23 protein-coding genes are annotated in these 25612 nt (G+C 43.3%); 13 read left to right on the top strand and 10 right to left on the bottom strand.

Annotated features, from left to right (window positions below):
- Positions 1–99: 99 nt before the first annotated feature.
- The 4 genes from gcvH to HF888_RS11695 all read right to left on the bottom strand — a co-directional run bounded on the left by gcvH (position 100) and on the right by HF888_RS11695 (position 3910).
- Entirely contained in the window at positions 100–483 is a 384-nt protein-coding gene (gene gcvH, locus HF888_RS11710; protein ID WP_007016202.1) for a glycine cleavage system protein GcvH, read from the bottom strand.
- An 89-nt stretch (positions 484–572) separates the two neighbouring features.
- Positions 573–1670 (bottom strand): glycine cleavage system aminomethyltransferase GcvT, encoded by a 1098-nt coding sequence (gene gcvT / locus HF888_RS11705; protein ID WP_007016203.1) that lies wholly within the window; start codon positions 1668–1670, stop codon positions 573–575.
- Between the two features lie 128 nt (positions 1671–1798).
- On the bottom strand, positions 1799–2608 hold the full coding sequence (locus tag HF888_RS11700) for a hypothetical protein (protein WP_007016204.1): 810 nt from the start codon (positions 2606–2608) through the stop codon (positions 1799–1801).
- 240 nt (positions 2609–2848) lie between these two features.
- Positions 2849–3910, bottom strand: a complete 1062-nt coding sequence (locus HF888_RS11695; protein WP_007016205.1) for a DUF3080 family protein — start codon at positions 3908–3910, stop codon at positions 2849–2851.
- Between HF888_RS11695 and HF888_RS11690 the strand changes: the two genes are divergently transcribed.
- On the top strand, positions 3909–4508 hold the full coding sequence (locus tag HF888_RS11690) for a 2-hydroxychromene-2-carboxylate isomerase (RefSeq protein WP_007016206.1): 600 nt from the start codon (positions 3909–3911) through the stop codon (positions 4506–4508). The two genes, HF888_RS11695 and HF888_RS11690, sit on opposite strands and share 2 nt — an antisense overlap.
- A gap of 42 nt (positions 4509–4550) precedes the next feature.
- On the top strand, positions 4551–5186 hold the full coding sequence (locus HF888_RS11685) for a class I SAM-dependent methyltransferase (protein WP_243469348.1): 636 nt from the start codon (positions 4551–4553) through the stop codon (positions 5184–5186).
- Positions 5187–5209: 23 nt separating this feature from the next.
- Here the strand turns inward: HF888_RS11685 and HF888_RS11680 are convergent, their stop codons facing one another.
- The gene (locus tag HF888_RS11680) at positions 5210–5575 is read right to left on the bottom strand and encodes an Hpt domain-containing protein (protein WP_007016208.1); all 366 of its coding nucleotides are present in this window, start codon (positions 5573–5575) and stop codon (positions 5210–5212) included.
- Between the two features lie 114 nt (positions 5576–5689).
- Between HF888_RS11680 and recC the strand changes: the two genes are divergently transcribed.
- The 6 genes from recC (at position 5690) to HF888_RS16775 (ending at position 16175) form a co-directional block, all read left to right on the top strand.
- The gene (gene recC / locus HF888_RS11675) at positions 5690–8995 is read left to right on the top strand and encodes an exodeoxyribonuclease V subunit gamma (RefSeq protein WP_007016209.1); all 3306 of its coding nucleotides are present in this window, start codon (positions 5690–5692) and stop codon (positions 8993–8995) included.
- On the top strand, positions 8992–12546 hold the full coding sequence (gene recB / locus HF888_RS11670; RefSeq protein ID WP_007016210.1) for an exodeoxyribonuclease V subunit beta: 3555 nt from the start codon (positions 8992–8994) through the stop codon (positions 12544–12546). The genes recC and recB overlap by 4 nt, the downstream gene beginning before the upstream one ends.
- Positions 12539–14401: an exodeoxyribonuclease V subunit alpha gene (gene recD / locus HF888_RS11665; protein WP_007016211.1), complete on the top strand. Its 1863-nt coding sequence runs from the start codon at positions 12539–12541 to the stop codon at positions 14399–14401. The genes recB and recD overlap by 8 nt, the downstream gene beginning before the upstream one ends.
- 10 nt (positions 14402–14411) lie before the next feature.
- Positions 14412–15032, top strand: coding sequence for a peptide-methionine (S)-S-oxide reductase MsrA (gene msrA / locus HF888_RS11660; RefSeq protein ID WP_007016212.1), 621 nt, complete (start codon positions 14412–14414; stop codon positions 15030–15032).
- A gap of 39 nt (positions 15033–15071) precedes the next feature.
- Positions 15072–15293, top strand: a complete 222-nt coding sequence (locus HF888_RS11655) for a DUF2986 domain-containing protein (RefSeq protein ID WP_007016213.1) — start codon at positions 15072–15074, stop codon at positions 15291–15293.
- Between the two features lie 117 nt (positions 15294–15410).
- Entirely contained in the window at positions 15411–16175 is a 765-nt protein-coding gene (locus HF888_RS16775; RefSeq protein ID WP_007016214.1) for a YehS family protein, read from the top strand.
- Between the two features lie 45 nt (positions 16176–16220).
- On the opposite strand, the gene HF888_RS11645 is transcribed toward HF888_RS16775, so the two are convergent.
- The 3 genes from HF888_RS11645 to HF888_RS11635 all read right to left on the bottom strand — a co-directional run bounded on the left by HF888_RS11645 (position 16221) and on the right by HF888_RS11635 (position 18164).
- A complete protein-coding gene (locus tag HF888_RS11645; RefSeq protein WP_007016215.1) occupies positions 16221–16976 on the bottom strand; it encodes a glucosaminidase domain-containing protein in 756 nt (251 codons plus the stop codon).
- A gap of 10 nt (positions 16977–16986) precedes the next feature.
- Entirely contained in the window at positions 16987–17709 is a 723-nt protein-coding gene (locus tag HF888_RS11640) for a tRNA1(Val) (adenine(37)-N6)-methyltransferase (protein ID WP_007016216.1), read from the bottom strand.
- Between the two features lie 86 nt (positions 17710–17795).
- Positions 17796–18164, bottom strand: coding sequence for a hypothetical protein (locus tag HF888_RS11635; RefSeq protein WP_007016217.1), 369 nt, complete (start codon positions 18162–18164; stop codon positions 17796–17798).
- Positions 18165–18420: 256 nt separating this feature from the next.
- Here HF888_RS11635 and HF888_RS11630 point away from each other — a divergent pair, with 256 nt between their 5' ends.
- The 5 genes from HF888_RS11630 to HF888_RS11610 all read left to right on the top strand — a co-directional run bounded on the left by HF888_RS11630 (position 18421) and on the right by HF888_RS11610 (position 23127).
- Positions 18421–19200 (top strand): TatD family hydrolase, encoded by a 780-nt coding sequence (locus HF888_RS11630; RefSeq protein WP_007016218.1) that lies wholly within the window; start codon positions 18421–18423, stop codon positions 19198–19200.
- A 208-nt stretch (positions 19201–19408) separates the two neighbouring features.
- Positions 19409–20758 carry a DUF1329 domain-containing protein gene (locus HF888_RS11625; protein ID WP_040297328.1) on the top strand — a complete coding sequence of 450 codons (1350 nt, stop codon included), beginning with the start codon at positions 19409–19411 and terminating at the stop codon, positions 20756–20758.
- A gap of 96 nt (positions 20759–20854) precedes the next feature.
- Positions 20855–21922: a murein transglycosylase domain-containing protein gene (locus HF888_RS11620; RefSeq protein WP_040297329.1), complete on the top strand. Its 1068-nt coding sequence runs from the start codon at positions 20855–20857 to the stop codon at positions 21920–21922.
- The gene (locus HF888_RS11615; RefSeq protein WP_007016221.1) at positions 21922–22566 is read left to right on the top strand and encodes a class I SAM-dependent methyltransferase; all 645 of its coding nucleotides are present in this window, start codon (positions 21922–21924) and stop codon (positions 22564–22566) included. The genes HF888_RS11620 and HF888_RS11615 overlap by 1 nt, the downstream gene beginning before the upstream one ends.
- Before the next feature lie 105 nt (positions 22567–22671).
- The gene (locus HF888_RS11610; protein WP_007016222.1) at positions 22672–23127 is read left to right on the top strand and encodes a hypothetical protein; all 456 of its coding nucleotides are present in this window, start codon (positions 22672–22674) and stop codon (positions 23125–23127) included.
- A gap of 30 nt (positions 23128–23157) precedes the next feature.
- Here the strand turns inward: HF888_RS11610 and HF888_RS11605 are convergent, their stop codons facing one another.
- Positions 23158–24138: a LysR family transcriptional regulator gene (locus HF888_RS11605; protein WP_007016223.1), complete on the bottom strand. Its 981-nt coding sequence runs from the start codon at positions 24136–24138 to the stop codon at positions 23158–23160.
- Positions 24139–24299: 161 nt separating this feature from the next.
- Positions 24300–25583 carry an SO2930 family diheme c-type cytochrome gene (locus HF888_RS11600; protein WP_007016224.1) on the bottom strand — a complete coding sequence of 428 codons (1284 nt, stop codon included), beginning with the start codon at positions 25581–25583 and terminating at the stop codon, positions 24300–24302.
- Positions 25584–25612: the final 29 nt, after the last annotated feature.

Here is a 25612-nt window from a genome sequence, read left to right as displayed (position 1 = left end):
AAATCGAATGTACCTTAATTAGCTATATACACAAAAAAGGCCCATTTACCGAAGGTAATGGACCTTTTCTAAAGCGGTTACGAGTGAGCCATTAAGCTATTACTGGCACTCAGCTTCGTACTGTTCAGCACTTAGTAGAGCATCCATTTCACTCGGTTCACTGAGTTTTACTTTGAAGAACCAAGCTCCGTCGTAAGGTTCTTCGTTCACTTTTTCAGGTTCGTCCGCTAGACCTTCGTTTACTGCGATGACTTCACCTGATACTGGAGCATAGATATCGCTGGCGGCTTTTACAGATTCTACAACGGCAATCGCGTCTTCTTTATTGATCTCTACACCTTCTTCAGGAAGCTCAACGAATACTACATCGCCTAGTTGCTCTTGGGCAAAATCAGTAACGCCAACAGTAACCACGCCATCGCCCTCATCGCGGATCCACTCGTGCGAAGAAACGTATTTTAGATTCGCAGGTACTTGTGCCATGTTTAAATCCTTAATAATCAATCGTTGTGTTTAGTGCTAGTTTAACGCGAATTAGAATGAAGCGCTAAACCTCAGTTGCAAAATACTGCTTAAACGGGTTTGTAAACTTTTTCGCCATTGCGCACAAATGGTACGCTAACCATGCGTACAGGCACCGCTTTGCCTCGCATATCAACCGCGCACTCTGTGCCTGTATCGCGCGGAACTCGAGCTAACGCAATAGACTGCTGCAGTGTCGGGCTGAACGTGCCAGAGGTGATTTCGCCAGTCTTGTCGCTACCTGTGAAAATAACTTTTTGATGGCTACGCATTACGCCACGGGTTTCCAGTACTAAACCAACAAGCTTGTACTCGATACCGGCTTCTTTTTCGGCCAGCAATGCCTTTTTACCGATAAATTCGCGGTCGTCTTTTAAGGCTAGAGTCCAACCCATAGCGGCTTGCCAAGGCGAAACAGTTTCGTCCATGTCATTACCATATAGATTCATGCCTGCTTCTAAGCGCAAGGTATCGCGGGCGCCCAAGCCTGCAGGCTTCACGTCTGCTTCTAAAAGCGCATTCCAGAACGCTACTGCTTCGTCGGCAGGAACCATGATTTCAAGACCATCTTCACCGGTGTAACCCGTGCGGCCGATGAACCAATCACCACAAGGCAGGCCTTGGAATACTGCCAACTGTTCAATTACAGCGGCGACTTTTTCTGAAGCTGCCTGCTTTGCTTTCTCGATCGCATTGGGACCTTGTACAGCGATCATGGCTAATTCTGGTTGCTCTGATAGGGCAACATTGAATTTATGGCTGTGTTTTTCCATCCAAGCCAAATCTTTTTCACGTGTAGCGCAGTTCACTACCAAGCGGTAACCACCAAGATGCTCAGCCTTATAGACGATGAGGTCATCAATGACACCGCCTTGCTCATTGAGCATTCCTGTATATAGCGCCTTACCTTCGGTTTTGAGTTTGGCTACATCGTTCGCCAGTAGATATTGCAAATAAGCAGTCGCATCACTGCCTGTGATGTCAACCACTGTCATGTGACTCACGTCGAACATGCCTGCATCTTCGCGAACAGCGTTATGCTCTTGGATCTGTGAACCATAGTGGATTGGCATATCCCAGCCACCAAAGTCGACGATTTTGCCTTGAGCATCGATGTGCGCTTGATATAACGGCGTTTTGTGGCCCATGAATTGGCTCCAATTGCTTGTCGTTGTTTATAGGTTGTGTCAAAAAAGGGGAGGTATTATACCTAGGCCAGCGAAAAGCGAAAATGCGGAGTTTTCAAGCCTAGGTGAGAAATTTGCGAGAAGGTTGATTATTCATGCCAGCGACCTACACCGCGGTCTATAAATTCAGTGGTATAACCGGGGGTACCGCTTGGAGAAAAGGTATTGTCAGTGGGCAAATTCATGAAGAAACCTTGTGTGGCAGATTGATCGCTACCACCTGCTAGGCGCCAGTTCTTGCTTGCAAGTGTTTGGAATGACATGAAGAAGTCATTGGCAGCCGTGCCACTGCCGTCAGGATTGGCTATGGATAAACTTTGCAAGCTGGCCAAGCTCATGCAATCGAGTCCGCTATTACAGTCGGTGCTATTGGTGCCTAAGTGCGTGCCGCGATTACTCACCGAGGTGCCGGTTCCGAAACCATTGTGTAGATAGGTTTGCGTCCCACGCATGTTGATGTTGCCGCTAAAACGACTGAGGTCCATCTGAATAATGCCCTGGGCTTCTTCAAAGCCCATGCGGAAGCCGACAATATTATTGTTGGTATCGGTAGCCCATTCGATATAAGGGTTGGTGCCCACGAATGGAACGATTTCTTGGTTGGTGATGTCGACATACCCCAGTGAAAAATCGCTGGCGCCAATATCTGCAGAGCCAACGCCATTGATGCCGCCATTACCCAAAGTAAGCTCATCTGCGTTTGCTTGTATTTTCACCGTCTGCCCGAAGGTGATGCGGCTAATTTGGTGGCCATCTGTATCATCGAAACTGTTCATTTCGATATAGGCTTGGCCCACCATTTCATCAAGAGCGTCGTCCGTCATCGGCTCAAGACTGGCGTGCGAAAGGCTTACAGAGCCCATTAGCAGTGCTGTTAGGAGATTATATTTATCCATCATAGTGGGAGCTTTTTATTATTGTTTCCCTGTATTTTTCGACTTATCTTGCATGCGCTCTTTGTGTCGCTTGCTTGGCCGATCGACTATGCGATCCAGTGCCTTGGCCAAAATAAGTCAGAGGCGCCAGATTAGCGAAATGTAACAGTTTGTCAAAGGCTATATTTGGCAAAAGCCGGATTTAATTAGGCTTCTAGTACGTTTGTTAGTTTGTTTTTATTCGTGTGTGATACTCACGTACCATTATGTGCTTTGGATATCTTGTGAAGACTTAGGCATCGCGCGACACTGACCTAAATGGTCTTGCCATGCTTGTACATGCTGCTGCCATTGGTAATTGAACTCAGTCCATGGGCTATTTTTTGCAGTGAAAACTCGCTCGTAAAAATGAGTCATCGGCGGGTGGTTGTTACTCACAAGGACTAATTGTGATTGATATGACTCACCAAATCGCTTCAGCTGACTGATCCAGGGCTGTATTTGCTGTGCGAAGTATTTGCGAAAAACATTCATCATTATGCGACTTTTCGGAGTCGACTTACCTGCGGGGCAAAGTGTCTTCGCATTGTTCATAGCGTCACTAAGGTTTCTCAACCAGGCATTAGCAAGTGTTAGCTGTGCCAACCAGTTACCGGGTATGCGGCCTTCGGCCAATCGTTTGAGCTGCTCTTCAAGTTTTGAGACATCAGTATTGCTTTGATCATTCGACAAGCTGGCAAAGTAATCTAGCGTTTGAATGCCACTTGCGGGGAAGCCCTGAGTAATTGGCCAGCTTGAAAGAGCATGGTGGCTTTTACGCCATTCGTCATGAAATAGGGCATTCTGTCTGTAGTTTGGCTCGTGGGTTTGATAATAGGCCATGGCTTGCTTCAAAGCGGCTTGTGTTTCTTCATCCATATCTGCTTGTGCCAGGCAGGCCTTGGCCTGAGGTATGAAACGACGAGTGTAGATATACACCTGACTAGGTGGCATAACTTTTCCTAAAGGGCCATTGCGCTTTGCGACCAAGGTGTTGATTTCACAGTCATAGAGCTTGATGAGTTGCCACAAGCTTATGTCAGGAGGTGTTAGTGTTTGCTGCAATTGGCGTTTAGGGGGGAGTTTAGGCCAAGTTAGCGTGCCCAGATTTACCGCTTCAATGTCTTGGGAGAATACATTCGATAAGCGCATTTGGTAGTCTTGCCAAAGGTCCTGAGCCGTTGGCTGGCCGCAGCCATTTAGAAGGATTGGCAAGAGTAGACTTGCGATTATGTGCAATCCGTAGTTAGCTATGGCTTTCAATTTAAATGGTACATGTTTCATCATGGCGCAACTTGGCTTTTATTTCGACTTTGTCAGCCCCTATAGCTATTTAGCACAAACGCAAATACGCAAGCTAAATATCGACGCTGATTATACAATTGATTATCAGCCTGTCTTGTTGGGGGTCTTGCACGAATCGCAAGGCATCAAATCCCCTGCGTTTGTTCCAGCTAAAGCTCAATGGATCTTCCGTGACTGTCACTTATGGGCAAATCATTATGGGGTTCCGTTACAGTGGAATTCTCAATTTCCGTTTAACACGTTATTTCTTTTGCGCGTTGTGCTTTGGATGAAAGAAAATCATGCCGATAAAGTAGCTGACTTCATTCATGGCACCTTTGACGCGCTTTGGCAGCAGGGGCTGAACCCTAAAGACGAAAATGCTATTCGCTCCCACATTGAATCATACGGTGTAGATGTGGATGCGGTTCAAGCGGGCACTCAAGAACCTCACATTAAACAAGCGTTGAAGGATCAATTAAATGTAGCCAAAAAATTGGGCATGTTCGGTTTACCTGCTTTCACGGTAGGTGAAGAGGTGTTCTTTGGGCAAGACCGTCTTATGTTTGTTGAGAATGCACTCGAGAAGCAAGCTTCGTAATTCATGCCGCACTGCCCACTTTGCTCATCTGCGGACGTCAGTTTGTTTCATGAAGATGCGAACAAACGCATTCAGCGTCCGTATTATCAATGCCTGCAATGCCAATTGGTTTTTGTGCCAGAGTCATTTTTTTTGAGCCAGTCAGCCGAAAAAGCCGAATATGATTTGCATCGAAATCACGATAATGACTCGGGTTATCGACAATTTCTCAAGCGTTTCTCTGATCCTTATGAAGAACGCCTTCGACAAAGCTTTAAGCATGATTCTGCTGAGCCATTATCGTTATTAGAGTTTGGTTGTGGTCCTGGCCCTGTGCTCGCACACATGTTAGAAGCCTCAGGTCATCATGTTACACTTTATGATGCGTTCTATTATCCTAATCTGAGTGTTCTGGCAGATACTGACTATCATGGTATTAGTGCCACTGAAGTTATTGAACATCTACATGCACCAAAGGATGTATTCGAATTGTGGTTAGGCTGCTTAAAACCGAGGGGGATATTGGGTGTGATGACCAAACTGGTGAAAGATCGAGCAGCTTTTGCGCAATGGCACTATAAAAACGACCCCACACACGTTTGTTTTTTTAGCGAAGCTACATTTGCGTATTTAGCTGATCAGTATGGTTTGCACTACGAGCAGGTTGATCGGGATGTGGCCATTTTTTGTAAGTTTTAGCATCGATTGTTGAGCTTTATTCATTATTCTGCGGGCAAGTTTTTTACAGTCTCTACGGATTCTAACAGCTGTGCCATGGCACCGGGCATTTGATCCAATTCCTCAGCGACGTCATGATTTTCTTGTTTCAACTTGGCATCCAAAGCAACGCAAAGCTGATATAGGTCCGTTGCAGCAATGTTGCCAGTCACGCCTTTTAAAGCATGATTTATTTCGTAGACGCTGGTCCAATCTTGGTTATTGGCAGCGGCACGAATGTGTTCTGCATCTTGCGCGTGGCCGTCCATGAACATACCCATGAGTCGTAGGTATAGGTTTTTTTTACCACCGAGTTGCGTTAGGGCTTGATTGATATCGAGACCTGGAAGTTGTGATGGCCAATCAGACATACTTGGGGTCCTAGTTAATACGATCCTATGAATAATAAGTTTGGTTCACATTGGGATGAAGTCAAAGACTAATTCAGGTTAAATAGTGCTACTCGCTCAATATCTTGTGTTTTTATGCTAAATGTTTACCAATCAAACCGTATGGAGGGTTTGCTCGGCCAATTGATCAAATTGGTTTTGCAATCTGACTCATCACCTTTGCAGCCCAAGACCATAGTGGTGGAAAACCCAGGATTGGCTCATTGGTTGAAAATGCAGTTAGCCCAAACCTTGGGGATTGCCGCTAATATCCAGTTCCCTATGCCGTCTCGCTTTTTTTGGCAGCTGCAACGTGATCTTGTGTCTGATAGTCAGGAGGCATGGCAGACTGAATCCATTTTCAACAAAGACCCTTTGACGTGGTTTGTTTTCGACGTATTGAGTGAATCGCAAATACTGCAACGCCCTGGGTTTGAATTGCTGGCGGATTACGTTAAGGATTCAGACGACGAATCTTTGCGTCTATATCAGTTGTCTACTCGTATTGCCGATATATACGATCAATATCTAGTATATCGTCCCGATTGGATCAAAAGTTGGGAGCAGCAGACGTTTGCAATTGACGGGCAACCATTGGAGGAAGCTCGATGGCAGGCAGAGTTATGGCAAATTTTGAGACAAGAAGCGATATCCAGAGGCTTCCCTTTACATCATAGAGCCAGCTTAACTGAAGATTTTTTACATTTGCTGCAAACCGCAGAATCTATCGAGTCTCTACCCAAGGATGTCATCTTCTTTGGCTTCTCGACGCTCCCAAAAAATCAAATTGAAAGTCTCGCATTGTTATCGTCGCATTGCGATGTGCACTTGCTAACGCCAAACCCTAGTCAAACGTATTGGGGTGATATTTTGGATGAGCGCTTACAGGCACGCTTGCGATTGCGTGGAAAGTCAGTGCCTATGGCCGACTCAGGCAATGCACTACTAGCGTCGCTAGGGCGAATGGGTCAAGAATATCAACGTCTGTTATTAGATCTTGATGTTTATGAAGAGCATGATTTGTTTGTAGACGCGGACGATCAAAGTTTGCTTGGACGCATTCAGAATCAGATTCTGCATTTGCAGCAATCGTCATCTCAACCTGAACATATAGAGCCAAATGATGACAGCATTAAAATAGTAGGCTGTCATAGTGCCATGCGAGAAGTGGAAGTATTGCATGATCACCTACTCGATCTTTTGCAGCAGTCGGATGTAGACCCGCAAGATATAGTCGTGATGATTCCTGATGTTGCTCGGTACGCTCCCTATATTGATGCGGTATTTCAGGGCGGTGTAGACAACCGTCAGGGAGATCGAGTACGCATTCCTTATTCCATTTCGGATCGGCCGATTCAGGAAGAGCATCCACTGATTAATGGTTTTATTCAGCTATTGAATATGCCAAAAAGTCGCATGTCTTATAGTGAAGTGATTGCGCTTCTGGAAATTCCAGCGGTATACCGAAAGTTTGATTTAGATGAAAAGCAACTTCATCAAGTGAAACAGTGGCTAGAACTAGCAGCTATTCGTTGGGGATATGATGAAACGCATCGAAGTAAGCAAGGATTACCTAAGTGGCAGCAAAATACTTGGCTACATGGTTTTCAGCGGTTGCTGATGGGATATGCATTTAGCGAGCGCTTGGCACCAAACGACGAACTTCCTTTTGATATTTCTCCCGTGGAAAATGTAGAAGGGTTAGAGGCGGCCAGCCTTGGTCCGGTTATGAACTTTGTTAATGAACTGTATGAGTTCGTATTGGCTACGGAAAATTTACATTCTTGTACTGAATGGCGGTATTTTCTACAAGATAGTTTGCAAAGGTTTTTTGATGTAACTACAGAAGAGCAGCCCGTACTTGAGCAAATTCATCAAGTTTTAGAAAACTGGTTGCAAACCAGTCAATACGTTAATTTTTCTCATGACATACCATTCTCTGTTGTTTATCAGGGGGTACAGCAAGGACTGCAAAAAAATAATGGCTCGCAACACTTCATGATCGGGCGGGTTAACTTTTGTACCCTTTTGCCTATGCGTAGCATTCCATTTAAATACGTTGCCGTTTTAGGATTGAATGACCAAGAATATCCTCGCACTGTACCAGGCAATAGTTTGGATCTAATGCGCTTTAATCGGCGTGTCGGTGATCGAAATCGCCGAGATGAAGACCGCTATTTATTTTTGGAAGCAATCTTATCTGCAAGACAAGGGCTTTGGCTTAGTTATCGTAGCTTAGACCAAAAGCAAAACACGCCAATGACACCTTCTGTCGTATTGGCCGAATTTATGGATTATCTTGATATCAATTTTTTCTCAGGTGAGAGTGCAGCCAGTCAAATATTATTTACTCAGCATCCATTGCAGGCATTTAATCGTCAATATTTCATAGCAGGTAGCAAACTACATTCATATCAAACCAATTGGTTTAAATCGATTTATCAATTGCAAAGCGATGCGAATCAAACGTTTCAAGAGGAAAAAGGGAAATCCTCAGTTCCTGTTTTATCGCAACCTAACGGCATTAACATGTTAGAGGTTGGGTTGAGTACATTGGTTCGGTTTTTCCAATTGCCAGCTAGGGCGTTCTTGAATCAGCAGTTGAATATTCAATTTCATAATCTTGCAGATATGCATGAGGATGAAGAGCCATTTGAGCTTTCAGGGTTAGATAGATACGCGGCAAAAGATTACATATTGCAGCAAACGATTCAAGGTAGATCGATCGACCCACGACGCTTGCAGCCATGGTTACCGTTTGGAAAAATTGGTGAGCGTCATTGGCAACGGACAAGACAGTCGGTTGAAGACGTATTAGCTGAAGCTACCTCTATGGGCTTGGAAAATAAAGAGGGACCACTAGAAATTAACTTGGCATGTGAGTATCAAAATGGTCAAAATACTTCATTAGTCGGCTGGATAAACGAAGTGTATCAAGGGCGACTAGTATTGTTGAAGGTGGCAAAATTTCAAGCGAAGCACCTTATTGAACTATTAATCGAAAGTGCAGCATTAAATGCGCAGGGTTATAACTATAGCGGATGCCTTGTTACTCAGGATATCCGTATCAATGTAAAGCCCATGTCAGCAAGTGAAGCAAAGTCATATCTAAATAAACTCTTATCTTATTATTTCTCTCATCAAAATCAGCCTTTAAACTTTATGCCAGAGACCGCTTGGGCACTTTATAATCCAACTACGAAGCAAGATTTACGATCACAAAAAGCATTGCAGCGTTTTGTTGAGGTCAATGATTACAGTTATTATGATCCCGAGCGCTTAGATCCTCATTATCACCGCTGCTTCGGTAATGTGAGTATATTACCAGAGCAACTGATTGAGGTAGCACATGATTTATTTGAGCCCTTTGTAGGTGGCGATAAATTGGAGGTATCGCAATGAGTCCACAAAAGCTCAGTTTACTAGATGCGCCTCTCAAAGGTATTTCCTTAATTGAAGCCAGTGCAGGTACGGGTAAAACCTTTACCATTGCCGCATTGTATCTTCGCTTAGTGTTAGGTCATGGATGTAACCCAATAAGTCCAGAGAATATTTTAGTTGTTACCTTTACGAAAGCTGCAACGGAAGAGTTAAGAGGACGTATTCGGAATCGATTGCGTCAAGCTTATAATGCAATTCAAACTCAAGACGAGTCCTTGGATCCTTTTGTCTTTTCTCTACTTAAAGAGCTTGATCACACTAGTGCGCTTGAGCGATTAAAGGATGCAGTACAAATTATGGATATCGCTGCTATCTATACCATTCATGGTTTTGCTCAAAAGGTGTTGTCTCAGTATAGCGTGGAGAGTCACGTAGACGATGAGTTTGAATTGATCCTTGATCAGCAAGAAATTGAGATGACAGCCGTTAATGATGTCTGGCGAAAGTTTGTATATCCATTGTCAGAAGCTGAGTTAGATATCGTACTCGACGCATGGGGCAGTCCGAGTGTGCTATTAAGGGATGTAAGTACACTTGTACGGCGCGATGTAGAGTTTAAAGATAGCAATATAAAAAACTTACAGGATATCGATGTCGCACATAAGCGTTTCAAAGATGCTTTCGATAAATTTTGTCAGGATTGGCAAGATCAAGGCCAAGCATTCTTTAATGCTATTTATGATAATGAATATGCGAGTAAGTCTTTCACAAATCACTTGAGTCGCAGAAAGCAGCACTTGGATGACTTCACCTCTGGAGCGTATGTAAAAGACATTGAAAAATACATTGGCTACTTTACTGAATCGGGTATCAAGAAGTCCGTAACTAAGAAAGGTGAGCCCACCGATCATGAGATGATATTGTCTTTCACTAAAATGCACGCTGCACTTCTTCAATGGCAAGAGCAAAAACAGCAAGCCACTTTACTATGGAAGATACGATTCACTGAAGCTATTCGTACTCGATTAGATGAACTGAAACAAGCGCAGTCGGTTTTATGCGCAGACGATTTGCTGAAACAGGTTTTACGCTCTTTGGGCAGCAGTGAAAGCTTGTGTACGTTGTTGTGTCAACAGTTTCCGATGGCTATGGTCGATGAGTTTCAAGATACAGATAGCACCCAATATCGAGTTTTTTCAAAGTTATATTCAGAGACACCTGAGGAAACGGGATTTTTTATGATCGGCGATCCCAAACAAGCCATCTATAAATTCCGAGGTGCTGACGTTTTTACTTATATACAGGCAAAAACTGAGGTAGAGCGGGAATTCAGCTTACAGGATAATTATCGATCTTCTCCAAGTCTCGTGTCCGCCGTGAATGCACTTTTTCAATGTCATGATCGACCATTCATATTTGACGATAGTATCCCGTTCTATCCTGTTGGAGCGGCTTCAAAGTCCCAGCTAATTCAATCAAGAGATATTGATAACAGTGCATGTGTCTTTCAAACCTTTGATATCGACTCTGACTCTGGAATCGAAGATATCCGTACTGAAGTGGCGCATGGTGTGGCGGAACAAGTAAGTGTGCTATTGAGTTCTGGTTTAGAGCAATCGACAAAAGTTTTCGATTCTGATCTCGATGATTACCGAGATATTAGTAGTCGCGATATTGCAATCCTAGTGCGTAGTGCCCATCAAGCAAGGTTGGTGAAACAGGCATTGGATGAGCGCGGTGTGGCAGCCGTATTTAAAGGTCAAGAGAGTCTTTATAACAGTGCTGAAGCGTTAGCAGTATATGAATTATTGAATAGTTTGCATTCTTTGAGTGAGCAGTCTTACCGCAATGCATTGGCCAATCCTGTGTGGATGCTAAGCCTAGATCAGTTGGCCACGCATCTTCAGCATGAAGTCTGTTGGGAAGAAGAGCTTGAATTAATGTACGAATGCAAGCGGATTTGGATAAAGCAGGGCATCATGCCCATGTTAATGCATTGGTTACATAGTCGAGGGTTGCCGCAACAATGGTTTGCATTGACAGACGGTGAGCGAAGAATTACCAATTATTTGCACATGGCTGAATTGCTGCAAGAACAAGCTTCTCGTTTACAAGGTATGCAGGGATTGCTGACTTGGTTTGAGCATAAATTGCAAAACACTTATCAAAGCGAAGAAGCGCAACTACGTTTAGAAAGTGATGAAAATCTAGTGAGCATAGTGACGGTTCACAGCTCAAAGGGGCTGGAGTATCCGGTGGTATTCTTGCCCTATGCATGGTCCATGAGCAAGCAAGTTGACGTGATATATTTTGATGAGATAACTCAATCCCTATGCTGCGACCTTGAGGATGTGCATAAGGATGTACGCTTAAAAGAACAGTTGGCTGAAGAAGTACGTTTATTATACGTAGGTGTAACTCGTGCCTCTAGTCAGCTGTATGTAACTGTACCGACACACTGTGATAACAAAAAAATAAATAGTACCTTATTAGCGAGTCCCTTGTTCCATGTGTTATGCGGCAGTAATGAAAATAAAGTAGAAGCCGCGCCTGCAGATCAGTTAGCAAACGCAATTAGCACGTTAGAAAAAAAATCAGAACAGGGGGTTTTTGCCCAACAGGTGCTTCCCTATGAATTGACAAGTTTTAAAGCACCGGATCCTGAAGGTGATTGGCAAACCACTCAGTTTGAAGGAAAAATCAAACAGCCATGGTTTATGTCGAGCTTCTCATCTTTAGTTCGTGGTTTACATGTACCTCATCACCAGAGATTTAATTTTGATGAAATCGATGATGATTTAATCATTCCTGAAGTGCCTCTGGATAAAGATATATTAAATCCGTTTACTTTTCCTAAAGGTGCTCATGCCGGTAACTTTTTACATAACCTATTTGAAGATATCGATTTTACACGACCTATGATCGATCAGGTTTCTACGGTGCAAGAACTGTTAATGCGCTATGGCTTTGAAGAAAAGTGGTTAGAAACGGTACTTGAGTGGAGCCAAAAAATTCTGCATGCACCTTTGCAGGACCAAACCTTAGATAAACCGATTTCTTTGTCCGATCTTCAACCTGATCAAAAAAGTGTAGAAATGGAATTCTATTTCCCAGTAAATGGTTTGTCTTGTTCTAAGTTTAATGCATTGCTGCGGAAGTACCCTGTGTTGGGCACGGTGCAACAAGTACAGGATTTGGATTTTGATTTTCTTCAGGGCATGCTAAAAGGCTTTATTGACCTCACTTTTGAGTGCCAAGGCCGCTACTATGTATTGGATTACAAGTCTAATTTTTTGGGGGATGAATTAACTCACTACCATCGAAATGCTATGACACAAGCAATGGCAGAACATCGATATGATGTACAGCTCGTTTTATACACCTTGGCGCTTCATCGATTATTAAAGCTAACCCTGCCAAATTATAATTATGATGAGCACATGGGTGGTGGGTTTTATTTATTTTTAAGAGGGATATCTGGTGAGTCTCAGTATGGTCAATTTTATCATAAGCCTAATAGACTCCTAATAGAGGCTTTAGATGCAATGATTTCAGGAGATAATCATGACTGAATATCAACTGAATCGATTTTTAGAACAACATGGTCAGGCGTTTCGCGAGATAGATAAGCAATTTGCAAAGTTCTGCCTAGATTTAAGCAAAGATGATCACCTCGCTATTATTGCGCTGCTAGTCAGTGATCAACTAGGGCAGGGTAATGTGTGTTTTGATATCTCGCAGCCCCATTCAATTTTAAGTGAGTCAGAGCTGAGCGAATTATGCCACTTGGCAAAGCAAGCTAATAGCAATGACCAAAATTTCCCCCTTGTATTTGAAGGCTCGCGTATATACTTGCAGCGCTATCATCAATACGAGTGTTTCGTAGAGCAGGCCATTCGGTCTCGCTGCCAGCAATATGAGAATGATCTTGAAGTCGACAGCCTCCTCAACATGATAAATAACTTGTTTCCGCCAAATTATTCAAAACAAGAAATTGATTGGCAAAAAGTTGCTGTAAGTGTCGCAGTGCAAAGTGCTTTTACGGTAATCAGCGGTGGACCAGGTACTGGTAAAACCACCACAGTAATCAAATTATTAGCTTTGTTAATTGAGCAATACAAAGTGAAGGGTCGTCAACCAATCATAAGACTGGCCGCCCCCACAGGAAAAGCAGCCATGCGTTTGACTGAATCTATTGGGCAAGCAAAACATCGATTGCAAGTGGATGAGCATGTTAAAGACGCCATTCCTGAAGAAGCGTCCACCTTACATCGTTTGCTAAAGCGCAACCGAGAGGGAGACTTTTATTTTAATCAAATGAATCCTCTACATTTAGATATCTTGGTTGTGGATGAGGCTTCCATGATCGATCTACCGATGATGGCAAAATTATTAGCGGCGTTGCCAAAACATGGTCAACTGGTTTTGTTGGGCGACAAGGATCAGTTGTCGTCGGTAGAGGCGGGCAGTGTATTGGCTGATATTTGTGATAGCGGCACGCGGCATGGCTTCAGTGAATCACAACTAAAATTAATCAATCAATTGACGGATATTCCTTTAGATCAACTTAAGCAAAATGTTGCGGAGTTGCATGGCGCTGAGATTCGTAACCATGTATGCCATTTGCGCAAGAGCCACCGATTCTCTGATCACAGTGGTATTGCAGCATTGGCCCGTGCCGCTAATAACGGTGATGTGAATCGATGGCAGCAGATTTTCGAAGGCGATTTTTCTGATCTTAACTTTTTCGATTTAACAGAAAGCAATAGACAAACGCTGATTCTACAAAGTGCTAAACTATATTCAGAATATCAGAACCTTATTGCGAGTGACGATAACTCTGATGCAGTAGCAAGGAGAGTTCACGAGGTCTTTAATCGATATCGTATATTGTGTGCCGTGAAAGAGGGAGAGCTGGGAGTTGCTGGAATCAATCAGTCGTTAGAGCAGGCTTTGGGATATCAGGAGACTTGGTATGCTGGGCGTCCCATTATGATCCAACAAAACGACTATGGTTTGAATTTGTATAACGGTGATGTGGGTATTGTTTTACCCCGTTTGATTGACGGTAAAACACAACTAAGGGCTGCGTTCCTGAACGCAGATAGTGAGATTCGTTGGTTGCAGCCTGCTCGACTACCTCAGCATGAAACGGTTTACGCGATGACCGTACATAAAAGCCAAGGCAGCGAGTTTGAGCATTGTGCCCTGGTCTTACCAGAATATCCGGCCCCCGTGTTAACTAAAGAGTTACTCTATACCGGAATCACACGTGCCAAGGCTCGTTTAACCCTACTTGCTCGTGATAAACTGATCGCTTATACCTTACGTAATCAAGTACAAAGAGCCAGTGGCTTGCGAGATCGTCTGTGGACGGTAGAAAAAGCCGAGTTTTCACCCGAAACGGGACAGTTTTCGTTGTTTTAAGAGGTGCCCAATGGGTAAGCAAGATATGATCAGTCGTGAGCAGGCGTTGCCTGGTCGCGAAGAGAAGATGCCAGTTGTTAATAAGCATCAAGTATTCGGTCGTAGTATGGTAGGCCCTTGGCCTACACATGCAAAAAAAGCCTATTTTGCAATGGGCTGTTTTTGGGGGGCTGAGCGTCTATTTTGGCAACAAGAAGGGGTTTACTGTACAGCTGTCGGCTATATGGGAGGTTATACTCCTAACCCGACCTACCAAGAGGTATGCAGCGGGGACACGGGTCATACTGAAACTGTAATGGTGGTTTACAACCAAGAGGTTACGGATTATTGGACTCTGCTTGAGTCGTTTTGGGAAAATCATGATCCGACTCAGGGTATGCGCCAAGGCAATGATACAGGAACACAATATCGATCTGCTATTTTTTGGGAGGATGATATGCAGAAGGTATTGGCAGAGCGAAGCCGAAATCTGTATCAAGATGAACTGAAGAAAGCGGGTATTGGTGAGATTACTACTGAAATTAATAAGGCTCGTGAGTTTTATTTTGCCGAGGATGAACACCAACAATATTTGCATAAAGTACCCAATGGTTATTGTGGACTGAAGGGTACAGGCGTCACCTGCGTTTAAGTAACTCTGCAAATAAGCCGCCTTTTGCCGCTTATTTGCATGGCTTTTTTGCAATGGCATCTTGTTAATGATGTCTTGTTGTTTGAGATTGCAATGAATCGAAGAAAGAAAATCTACAGCAAATTGTCTGCTAAAGCGAAAAAGGCAAATTTGAGGGCTAATCCCAAGAATAAGCCTAAATACATATCTAAAGCAGAGCGAGCAAAGCTTGAATCTTTGGATGACGAGGACGAACAACGACCAGATATAGCAATTCAGTAGATGGCTGCCATACAGTAAAGCCGTCTTTGGAATCTCTTTTTAGATCGATTCATTTTTAAAGCCCTTTCACACTTCTGAAGTCCTGTAGAATCAGACTTTTTTCGAATTGAGAACTCCGTGACCAATAACTACATTCTGCGTCGTTTACGCTATACATTTAATTATTCAGATCAAAACTTAGTCGACATTTGTGCAAGTGTGAAGTTTGCTGTTACTAAGGATCTTGTAAAAACTTGGCTAAAAAAGGATGACGATCCTGATTATGTACGTTGCTCCGACCATGAAATGGCTCAATTTTTAAATGGACTCATCATCACGCGTCGTGGAACTCAAGACGGTAAAATACCGAGAGCCGAGTACCAGTTAAACAATAACATCATCTTAAGAAAGCTAAAAATTGCTTTGAATTACAGAGATGATGATATTTTATCAATGCTCTCGCTAGCGCGATTTCCGGTGGGTAGAGCAGAATTAAGTGCTTTGTTCCGTAAACCAGAGCACAGACATTATCGACAGTGCCAAGATCAATTGTTACGTAATTTTTTGCAAGGTCTGCAATTACATTGTGGAAAGCAATCTACCGCCGAGCCTCAATCAAAATATCAAGCTTTAAAGGCCACTGCTGAGAATCGTAGAGAAAATGATTCAAGCAATGATAAGAAGAGCAAACCATTTTCGAAGAAAAAGAGCAGTGTCAAAAAAGTGGTTTATCAGAATCCCAAAAAAACCGCTCGCAGTGATAGGAATAACGAAAGTCAAAAGAGAAAAACTATTTCATTGAGTAAGTCGCAATCAGGTGATGAGAAAGTAGAGGAAAGAAGGCTTTCTGGTAGCGCTACTAACGAATCTATTTGGGGTAAGAAAACGGCGGTTAATGGTTGATTTAGCCATACTCAATAAGAGTATGGCCCGTCAGTGTAGTCGAGATTAATCATATTGACCAAGTCGATTCTGTTTAATCATGGCGCGAATCTCTTTGATGTATTCCTCGCGACGTGTGCTGTACTTAATGAGCCCAGCTGCGAGTTTGTATCCACTGATTTTTTCGTTGTTTTTGCGCATGTTTGAGCGCTGTATGCGAAGATCTTTGTAGGAAAATTGCGAGTTTAAATTGCGCATGTAGCTCTCGATTGACTCTTGTACGTCGTCAAATTTTGCAACTTCGTGACGGCCATTATCATTGCGGTTTTTGGGAATTAAACCGCAACCCTCTACATAACACCATTGGCCGAACAAGTTGTTACCTTTGCGTGCAAAACGGGATGTTCCCCAAGCAGACTCATTTGCTGCCTGTGCTAAAACCATTGACGGAGGTAGCACGTCAATGCGGCGTTTCAGAACGGTAAATAATTGCTCTGAGTTCTCATAATCATCAACTTCATATTTTTCAGCTAGCTCATTTAATCGCTGCTCTTGGTCATCACTAAGGTTTGAAAGATCTAATTCAAGTAGCCAGCGCCGTTCTTCAAGAATATTTTCATTGGCAACTTTTACTCGTGGTAGTAAGAAGTTAAAGAAATCCTGCTTTTTCTTTTGCACATTTTCATATTGACGAAAGTCAGGCATGGTTTCGACTTCGAATTTATATTTTTTCTCGGTATTTGTCGGGAATAAATACCCCGCAGTGAATGAAGAGATCAAAATGATCGTAAGCAGTGCGATTGAAGTATTTGAATTGGTCATTAAAATATCCTTATAGTTTCAAATAGTACGGCTTTAGCAATTCGATGAATTTTTCATCATACCCACTATTGTTATGAATACAAATGTGATCCTCTTTTACGTCCTGATCGTCATTGTTAGATCGCTTTTTCTCAAAAGTAAGACAAACAAATACGCGATGGGGAGGCTTTGTGGTTTTGCTACGAACATAGACGACTGTGTGAACCGTAAGATCTGTTTTTTCTAGGCATGCTTCCAGCGCATGTAGTTCACTTCGAGGTAGCAAAAGCCACGCTTCGCCATTTGGATGCAAATGACGTTGAATTGAACCAACTAGCTCTGAAAAAGGCAGGTGATTATTATGGCGTGCCATGGCCTTTTGTTTATTCGGGTTCGCTAAATGAGCCGTAAAAAAAGGCGGATTACTGACGATTAAATCAGAACGACGAGTGTCGCGCCACTGGCGAATATCGGCTTGAAGGACACGGACTCGGTTAGAAAATGGGCTGGCTTCAATGTTCGTATGTGCGTCTCTACATGCATCGCTGTCCAGTTCGATTCCTGTGATGTGTGCGTCAAATGCTTGCGCAAGCATTAACCCCAAAACACCAGTGCCCATACCCAGGTCTAAAACATATTCAGGAGCGGAAGACTCTCTTGCTATATAAGCAGCGAACAAACAGGCGTCTAAGGTGACTTTCATTGCGCTGTTGGTTTGTACGATAGAGAACTGTTTAAAATGGAATTGAGACATGATTAACTCTAAATAGAACGTTGTGGATTAAAGCACATTCTGCAAAGAGTCGTAAGCCAATCCGTGGCTTGCGGTTGATCCATGTGTTATGCAACGTGATGGTTAAGTTCTTCAGGGTGTAATATATACAATACCCAAGCTATTGCAGTGGCATAGCATAAATTGGTAGCAAGTTCGCTATGAGGATCTTCTAAGAAAGCCCGTTGAGAGGCTAAACCCCTTACGCGACTAGCCAGATCTGGGTGGAAGGCTAAGTACTTGTCCCAAACTAATTGATGGGTGGCGATATCAATTTGATATGGACCCAATCCTTTGCCTGAACCTTGCTCAATACGTTTTTGCTTTTGTCGCACGATCGCTACGAGGATGTTTTCTGCGGCGACACCGGATTTGTCCAAGTAGTCTAATGTTGGATGGATGATTTGCTCACGCAATTCTTGATTACTTAAATCCACGGTTTACCTCCCGGCTCCAATGGATGCACTGCTGTGTCAAAAAGTGGCAGTTTCATGGCTTTATATACTATGAAGCAAAATGCTTGCCCAAACTGACAAAACCTCGCTCAATCACCACTTTTTATACGTAGGTAATCAAGTATTGGTCTATGGTTTATATCGGCTAAATAACGCTGAGCTTGAGATAGTCTTTTTCAAACATTTGCTTATGTCTGATTTATGTTAGTGTGGCCTTACTATTACCTGAGGTGCAGTTATGGCGTGGATAGACAGCCATTGTCACATTGATTTCCCTGAGTTATCTCCCGTGGAGACGCTGTTACAAGATTTAAAGCAAGCGCATTGTGATGCTGTTTTGCTACCGTCTGTGGCAAATAGTAATCTCAATAGGGTTGTCGATATTGCCCGCAAGGCTCAGGCAGATGGCAATTCCGCCAAAGTGTACTTCGCATTAGGTCTGCATCCTTATTTTCATGAGCAACATTCAGATCAACATTTAGAGCGACTCACGTCTGCTATAGATGAACATAAGCCTCAAGCGGTCGGTGAAGTTGGTATTGATTATTTGTTACCCGAGGAAACAAGGGAACGTCAGTGGCAACTACTGAACGCTCAGCTTGATATAGCTATTGATAAGGGTTTGCCGGTGGTTATACATTGCCGCAAAGCCCATGATCTGCTGAGTAAGCTGTTGAAGCAAAAGCACTTCACCAATGGCGGAATCATTCATGCTTTCAGTGGTAGTGTTGTGCAGGCCCAACGCTATTTGGATTTGGGGTTTGTCTTGGGTTTAGGTGGTGCTTTGACATACCCGAGGGCAAAAGCCATGCAAAAAATGGTGAGAAGCCTGCCAGATCATGCTTATGTGTTAGAAACGGACAGCCCTGACATGCCGCCCGCCTTCGCACCCAGTCAAATTAATACGCCTCTCAATGTTCCTAAAATCGCGGAACACATCGCAGACCTGCGTTTACAGCCGGTGCAGCGAGTCTATGCTGATAGTAGCGCGAATTTTTACCGTGCTTTAAAGCTCTAAAACGTGCGCCATATTGAACAGTGTGTTCCATAATATGTGCAATACGTCTAATCCTTATGGACGATTTGTGCTACACTGCGCGCCGTTTAAACAGCTGATTGTAGAACAAATGTTCTGATTTTGCTCAATCACAATCGTGCATCGAACCTAAAAGAATAATAGTTCGTGCTGCTTTAAAGTAGCAGTTAACAGATCATAGGAGTGCTAAGTGAAATACTTGCTCAATACTGTCCTGATAATCGCCACCATGACGTCGGGCTTGGCGATGGCAAAGGTGAGTCCGCAAGAGGCGGCTCGACTGGGAAAAGATTTAACGCCAATGGGGGCAGAAAAAGCAGGTAATGCTAGCGGTAGCATTCCAGCGTGGACGGGTGGCATTACTCAACCAGTTAAAGGTTATGAAGAAGGTGAATTTCATCCTGATCCATATGCCACTGATCGTGTTAGACACGAAATCACGTTAGCTAATTACAAGCAATTTGAGCAGTACCTGACTCCTGGTCAAATCGCCTTACTGAAGAAATACCCCACTTACAGTATCCGCGTATATCCGAGCCGCCGCAGTGCCGCCTATCCGAAATTTGTGTACGATGCAGTGAAAAAGAATGCAGTGACCGCAGAGCTTCAGCCTTATGGTACTGGTGTTCGCAATACGATTATGGCGAGCCCATTTCCTATTCCCTCAGATGGTGCTGAAGTTCTTTGGAACCATACTTTGCGTTATCGCGGTTTAAGCTGGGAATATACATCGTCTACGTTAAATACAACGTCTGGCGGTGATAAGTCGATCACGACTCGCGAATATCAGTATTATTTTGCTTACAGTGAGCCTGGCATTACTCTGCCAGAAATCGACAACAAGATTTTCTATCTAAAACGAAAAACCTTATCTCCTGCGCGCATGTCAGGACAGATGACACTGGTTCATGAAACCTTGGATCAGATTCGCAGTCCTCGTAAATCTTGGATCTATATGCCAGGTCAACGTCGCGTGCGTCGTACTCCAGACCTCGCTTATGATACGGCAGATATCGACAGTAACGGTGTGCGTACTATCGACCAAGTTGATATGTTCAACGGCGCGCCAAACCTTTACGACTGGAAGCTAATTGGTAAACAGGAAAAATATATTCCTTACAATGCTTACCAAGTTCACCAAGGTGACTTAGAGATCGATGATATTGCAGGCACAAAACACATTAACCCACAATTGCTGCGATACGAACCTCACCGTGTTTGGGTTGTTGAAGCAACATTGCGCCTGGGCATGAGCCATTTGTATGCCAAGCGTCGCTATTATTTTGACGAAGATACATGGCAAATCGTATTAGCAGAAGAATATGGTGAAGACGGTAAACTATTACAAGTAACCGAAGCCCATACCATCAACTATTATCAAGTACCTATGGTCTACAGTACTCTAGAAGTGACCTATGATCTTGTGCAAGATCGCTATTTCGCTGAAGGCCTAGATAACGAGCGTGATCCGATTGATATGAACGTTGAGTTTAATCGTCGTGAATTTACTTCGTCTGCGTTACGTCGTGAAGCACGCTAAATAGTTCCCCTTTAGGGTTGCTGACTTGATTGGCAACCCTAGTTTTCTTGCTTAGCCTTAGGCAAAATAACCCTATCGTTCTTTAGGGTTGCATCATTGAAATATCTTACGCTTTTAGTAGTCGCGCTTGTTTTCATAATGTCGGTGCGTGCCAGTGTTTTGCCTGATAACTTTGCCCATCTGCCAGATGATGTTCAGGCAGTGCTGTTGGAATATGCGTTCTTTAGTGAACAAGTTAGCCAGCAGTGGGGTGAACAAGCCAGTTTTTCCTCGCAAAAAGCCTATGTTAAGTACTTAGATGATTACCTTAGTCGAAGTCGAGTAGACTTCGAATCCGGTATTGTACGTGTTGAAACACTCGCCAATAGTGAACCGTTAAAGCAACTTAAAAGTGCTATCGTTACGACATTGCTCACGCCAAATGACCCCAACGGTGTCGATATTTATTCGGCTAGTAAAGTGAAAGGCGACGGCAAACCTTTTCTACTGGGGCAGGTTTTAGACCATCAAGGACAGGCCATTGCTTATGAGTGGCGAGCCAAACAATATGCGGATCACTTAATCGCTACTCGACTGCAAACAACTGAAACTCAACAAGGAAAGAAATTTTGGGTTCAAATGGAATTGGTAGATGATCATAATCAAGTAGCAGCGAACACAGTCAAGCATTGGGTGCAAACCTACAGCGATCGGTTTAATCTGCCAGAGAGTTTGATCTTAGGCATCATTGAAACTGAAAGCTCGTTTAATCCTTTTGCTGTGAGTCATGCTAACGCCTATGGTTTGATGCAAATTATTCCGTCCACCGCTGGTCGTGATGTATTTGAAAAGGTGTTGAACAAAACGGGACAACCAAGTCGTCAGTTTTTGTTTAATAGTCAAAACAATATATTAGTGGGCAGTGCTTATTTAAAAATACTACGCGATCGTTATTTGTCTAAAATTGAGCACCCAACGAGTCAGCTTTATTGCATCATCAGTGCGTACAACAGCGGCGCTGGTAATGTTTTTAAAACCTTTGCGGATTCGCCAAGACGAGCTATTTACGAGATTAATCAATTAAGCCCCGAAGCGGTTCTATGGAAACTACGCAAGCATCAGCCTAGTCTTGAAGCCAGACGCTATATTGAAAAAGTTTTAGCTCATCAGAAAAAGTATTCTTAATGTCTTTCAAATCACTTAATCAACAAGTTTCCACTTTATTTAATAGTCACCTTGAACAGACTCTGCTTGATGAGTTGGCGCTATCTTTATATTTGTTAGACTCAAAAACAGAATTGGCGAGTTTTGATAGTCATAAAATTGAAGAAATTTGGTCAAACATGCCTTATTGGGCATTCGTCTGGTCTAGCGGTTACGCTCTTGCTTCTTACGTTCTTCAAAACCCTGCATTGGTGAAAGGGAAATGTATTGCGGATTTTGGAGCGGGGAGTGGACTTGTTGCGTTAGCGGCTCTTAAAGCTGGGGCTTCACGTGCAATAGCCATTGATCTAGACCAACAGTCATTAAGAGCTTGCCAGCTAAATGCTGGGTTAAACGGACTTGAAATCACTGTAGCGGATGGCATAGATAAAGCCAATGAGGCTGAGTTACTGCTTGTGGGGGATGTTTTATACGATCCTAGGAATCATGATTTGGCTCATGACTTATTTCAGCAGGAAAGAGCGCTTATTTGGGCTGAGAGCAGAGCGCAAACCCGACTAGCTAAATATACGCCGCAAGCGCGACTAGAAGGGCGCACTGTACCAAATTTAGGCGGCTTTGATGAACACAAAGATATTTTTATCTATCATCACCAAGTCACTTAACGGCTTAACTTTGTTGATGATCTATTGATTCAGCGTATTGATGCTGTAGGGTCTATACTTAGTTTTATTTCGCGCACAAGCTCTAGATTAAGCTGGGAGTCACGAATGCACTACAAGACCGTAAAAGATGTGATTGATTATAGTCGTAAGCTTCACCATCAGATGAGCGAATTCTATCACAACCTAGGCCTGAAGCAGGAGCAAATCCGCGTGGGGATGCTCTTGGAGTATCTTAAGCGTCATGAGCTGCATTTGGAGCACGTTCTAGATCAATTTGAGAGAGATAAATCGCAGAAGGTGCTGGACAGCTGGTTTTCATATGCACCTGAGCAAAATCTTACAGAGGCGCTCGCTGACATTGAGATTCATCAAAATATGAGTGCCGATGAGGTAGTCATCATGGCGCTGCAATTAGATGATTATTTCATATCGCTATACGAGGGTATGGTAGAAAGTGCTAACTCACCGACTGTGAAATCGGTTTTTCAAAATTTGTTGGAAATGGAGCAGCAGGAAAAAATACGAACCGCCCGAACCGCTTTAGAATTAAGAGATATGTGACCCTTTCTATTATTGAACACACAAGAGGCTCTACAGAGCCTCTTGTTCTAAGTATTCCCGTAATTGCTTAGCTTGCTGCTCTTGGCTTAAATGAGCACATTTTTCCATCAGTGCATGCATCTTGTTTGTTTTTTCCATGAAGAAGTCAATGAATGCACGCACTTTTTTTGCCTGATGGCGACCGCTAGGGAATACTAGTTGTAGCGGTTCTTGCTTAATTTTCCAATTGGCCAATAAAATCTGTAGTTCGCCACGTAACAGTTGTTCATATGCAAAGAAGGCTGCTGTAACGGATAAGCCTTGGCTTGCTGTCAGGTGATGTATTGCTACTTCTTGATGGTTAACCATAACAGAGCAATCGGGTTCAATTTCTACCGTTTCTCCGGTTTCAGGATGAGTAAATTCGGTATTGTGTCGATGACCATGACGACTGCCAATAATTACCCAGGGCACCTCTCGTAGTTGTTCTGGATGATTGAAAGGACCATAACGCTTTACAAAATCAGGACTTGCGCATAACACAGGAGACGTTTCGTCGAACTTTCTAGCGATTAAGCTAGAGTCCTCAAGTTCTCCAATGGCAAAGCCGATATCAAAACCATCGCGCACAAGATGAACATCACCATCGCTGAATACTAATTCTACTTCCACTTCTGGGTAATGTGATTTAAATTCTGCCATCCAACGTCCCATAGCACTAAATGCAAAGCTCACAGGCGCACAAATGCGTAGGTGGCCAGAGGGCTTTTGACTACGATCGCTGATGCGTGAATGTATATCACTAATTTCTTCGAATAGTGGTTTGTATTCTTGGTAGTATTCTAAACCAATATCGGTTGGTCTCACTTCTCGGGTAGTGCGTTCTAACAGGCGGGCATTAAGCTTGTCCTCAAGGTCGGTAATCATGCGACTGACTCGAGATTTAGGAATACCTAATTGTCGAGCGGCGCCAGTGAAGCTACCTTCTTTGACCACTGCAATAAAGACGGACATTTGGTTTAAATCAAGCATACCTAACCAATACTTTTCCTTGTGTCGAGCAGATTATGATGGGATAAATTGTGCAAAAAGGCCAGTAGCAAATGTCACAAACATAGGCTTATTAAGATCAGGTGTTTTGATGTAAGGTGGAACCCGATCAAGGCGATGATCGGGTAGAATAAGACTGAGGGCTACAGGTCCAGTCCGCATTCGTTTTTGGTCATGTCGTTTATCCAAGCTTTTACTAACTCGACACCTTCGCTATGAATGGTATCTCTTCCGAGTTCAGGCATCATATTTCCACCTAGGATATTCATTCGATAGGGTAGGAAAGACCTGTCGGCGTAACCAGGGATCACGTCAAGAGGGTACCCTTCTGCGCCTGAGGCTACAGCCTTTTTACAAACACCAAAGGAGGTTGGATCAGTATCAAAGTTGCGGTTAAATTCAACGCGCAAGCCACTATCTCCAGCAGGACCCGAGTAGTTCGTTTCTAAGGTAAGACCCGTTCGGTGACAATGCGCGCAATTAATATCGAGATAACTGCGAGCCGCTAGGTCTAACTCTTCAGATGTTAAGCTACTAATCTGAGTGTTGTCGTCAAAAGTGGCTGCTTTTTCTATTGTACTGGTATCATTAGGAACGCCCGTTAAGATACCGGCCTCTTGCCATTTGGTCAGCTGATTCTTTATCTCGCCACTACCATAGTTGTAGTCCCAATTTAAAAAACGAGCTTTCGGACCAATAGGTTTAAAAATAGACTCCCGATTATCGCTTGAATCTTGGCGAACTGGGCTAATGACATGACAATTAGTGCATTCATTTTTCGTTGGTACACCATAGTTAAAGCTCAGTGTTTGCCCGTTATGTGTTGTCGTAGCGGGAATAGTAGCGCCATAACTTAAGTATTGTGCATTACTTTCACTTGACCAATAGTAAGGGATTGCCTCCCAGCCATTTGCGCGATGAATGAGTAGTCGTGTTTCAATAACATGCTCGTTACCAAGTCGATCATTGGTATTCTCTGGTACAGCAAAGGTTTTCACTAATACAGTGCCAACAGGGAATTCCATGACCTCATGTTCAGTATATTGGGCTGCTTCACCTTCAGGAACAAAGACGAAACGGTATTTGCTGGAATAATCGGTAAAAAGTTGTGTATTTAGTGAGTAAGGAATCCCTGGTTCTTGTGGATCTTGAGTCGGATCATTTGGATTGATAAAAAGATTGTAGTCGGAGAGCTTATGGCAATTTGCTTCTAACAGCGCGTCCCAGTTAACGTCATTGGTTTGAGACGTGCATATAGCAGGGTTGTCACCAGTGACAACAACGTCTTGATAGCCGATACGCCAACTAGCATCAGGTTGATCTGCCGAATTATCTTTATCAGCACCACCGCCGCAAGCACTTAACAGAGAACTAACAACGATAACTGATAACAAAGCTTTAAGCTTGGTGTGATGCAATTGCTTCATGTGATAAACCTTGTCGAGAATAATCTAAT

It is taken from the genome of Bermanella marisrubri (assembly GCF_012295615.1).
In the GTDB taxonomy this organism is placed as follows: domain Bacteria; phylum Pseudomonadota; class Gammaproteobacteria; order Pseudomonadales; family Oceanobacteraceae; genus Bermanella; species Bermanella marisrubri.
Note: the sequence above shows the minus strand (reverse complement) of the source record. Positions and strands in the feature narration are given on the sequence as shown.

Bases quoted from the DNA above. Each gene is read 5' to 3' on its own strand.
- gcvH (WP_007016202.1), bottom strand. From the start codon at position 483: ATGGCACAAGTACCTGCGAATCTAAAATACGTTTCTTCGCACGAGTGG.
- gcvT (WP_007016203.1), bottom strand. From the start codon at position 1,670: ATGGGCCACAAAACGCCGTTATATCAAGCGCACATCGATGCTCAAGGC.
- HF888_RS11700 (WP_007016204.1), bottom strand. From the start codon at position 2,608: ATGATGGATAAATATAATCTCCTAACAGCACTGCTAATGGGCTCTGTA.
- HF888_RS11690 (WP_007016206.1), top strand. From the start codon at position 3,909: ATGGCGCAACTTGGCTTTTATTTCGACTTTGTCAGCCCCTATAGCTAT.
- HF888_RS11695 (WP_007016205.1), bottom strand. From the start codon at position 3,910: ATGATGAAACATGTACCATTTAAATTGAAAGCCATAGCTAACTACGGA.
- HF888_RS11680 (WP_007016208.1), bottom strand. From the start codon at position 5,575: ATGTCTGATTGGCCATCACAACTTCCAGGTCTCGATATCAATCAAGCC.
- recC (WP_007016209.1), top strand. From the start codon at position 5,690: ATGCTAAATGTTTACCAATCAAACCGTATGGAGGGTTTGCTCGGCCAA.
- recB (WP_007016210.1), top strand. From the start codon at position 8,992: ATGAGTCCACAAAAGCTCAGTTTACTAGATGCGCCTCTCAAAGGTATT.
- recD (WP_007016211.1), top strand. From the start codon at position 12,539: ATGACTGAATATCAACTGAATCGATTTTTAGAACAACATGGTCAGGCG.
- msrA (WP_007016212.1), top strand. From the start codon at position 14,412: ATGGGTAAGCAAGATATGATCAGTCGTGAGCAGGCGTTGCCTGGTCGC.
- HF888_RS11655 (WP_007016213.1), top strand. From the start codon at position 15,072: ATGGCTTTTTTGCAATGGCATCTTGTTAATGATGTCTTGTTGTTTGAG.
- HF888_RS11645 (WP_007016215.1), bottom strand. From the start codon at position 16,976: ATGACCAATTCAAATACTTCAATCGCACTGCTTACGATCATTTTGATC.
- HF888_RS11640 (WP_007016216.1), bottom strand. From the start codon at position 17,709: ATGTCTCAATTCCATTTTAAACAGTTCTCTATCGTACAAACCAACAGC.
- HF888_RS11630 (WP_007016218.1), top strand. From the start codon at position 18,421: ATGGCGTGGATAGACAGCCATTGTCACATTGATTTCCCTGAGTTATCT.
- HF888_RS11615 (WP_007016221.1), top strand. From the start codon at position 21,922: ATGTCTTTCAAATCACTTAATCAACAAGTTTCCACTTTATTTAATAGT.
- HF888_RS11610 (WP_007016222.1), top strand. From the start codon at position 22,672: ATGCACTACAAGACCGTAAAAGATGTGATTGATTATAGTCGTAAGCTT.
- HF888_RS11605 (WP_007016223.1), bottom strand. From the start codon at position 24,138: ATGCTTGATTTAAACCAAATGTCCGTCTTTATTGCAGTGGTCAAAGAA.
- HF888_RS11600 (WP_007016224.1), bottom strand. From the start codon at position 25,583: ATGAAGCAATTGCATCACACCAAGCTTAAAGCTTTGTTATCAGTTATC.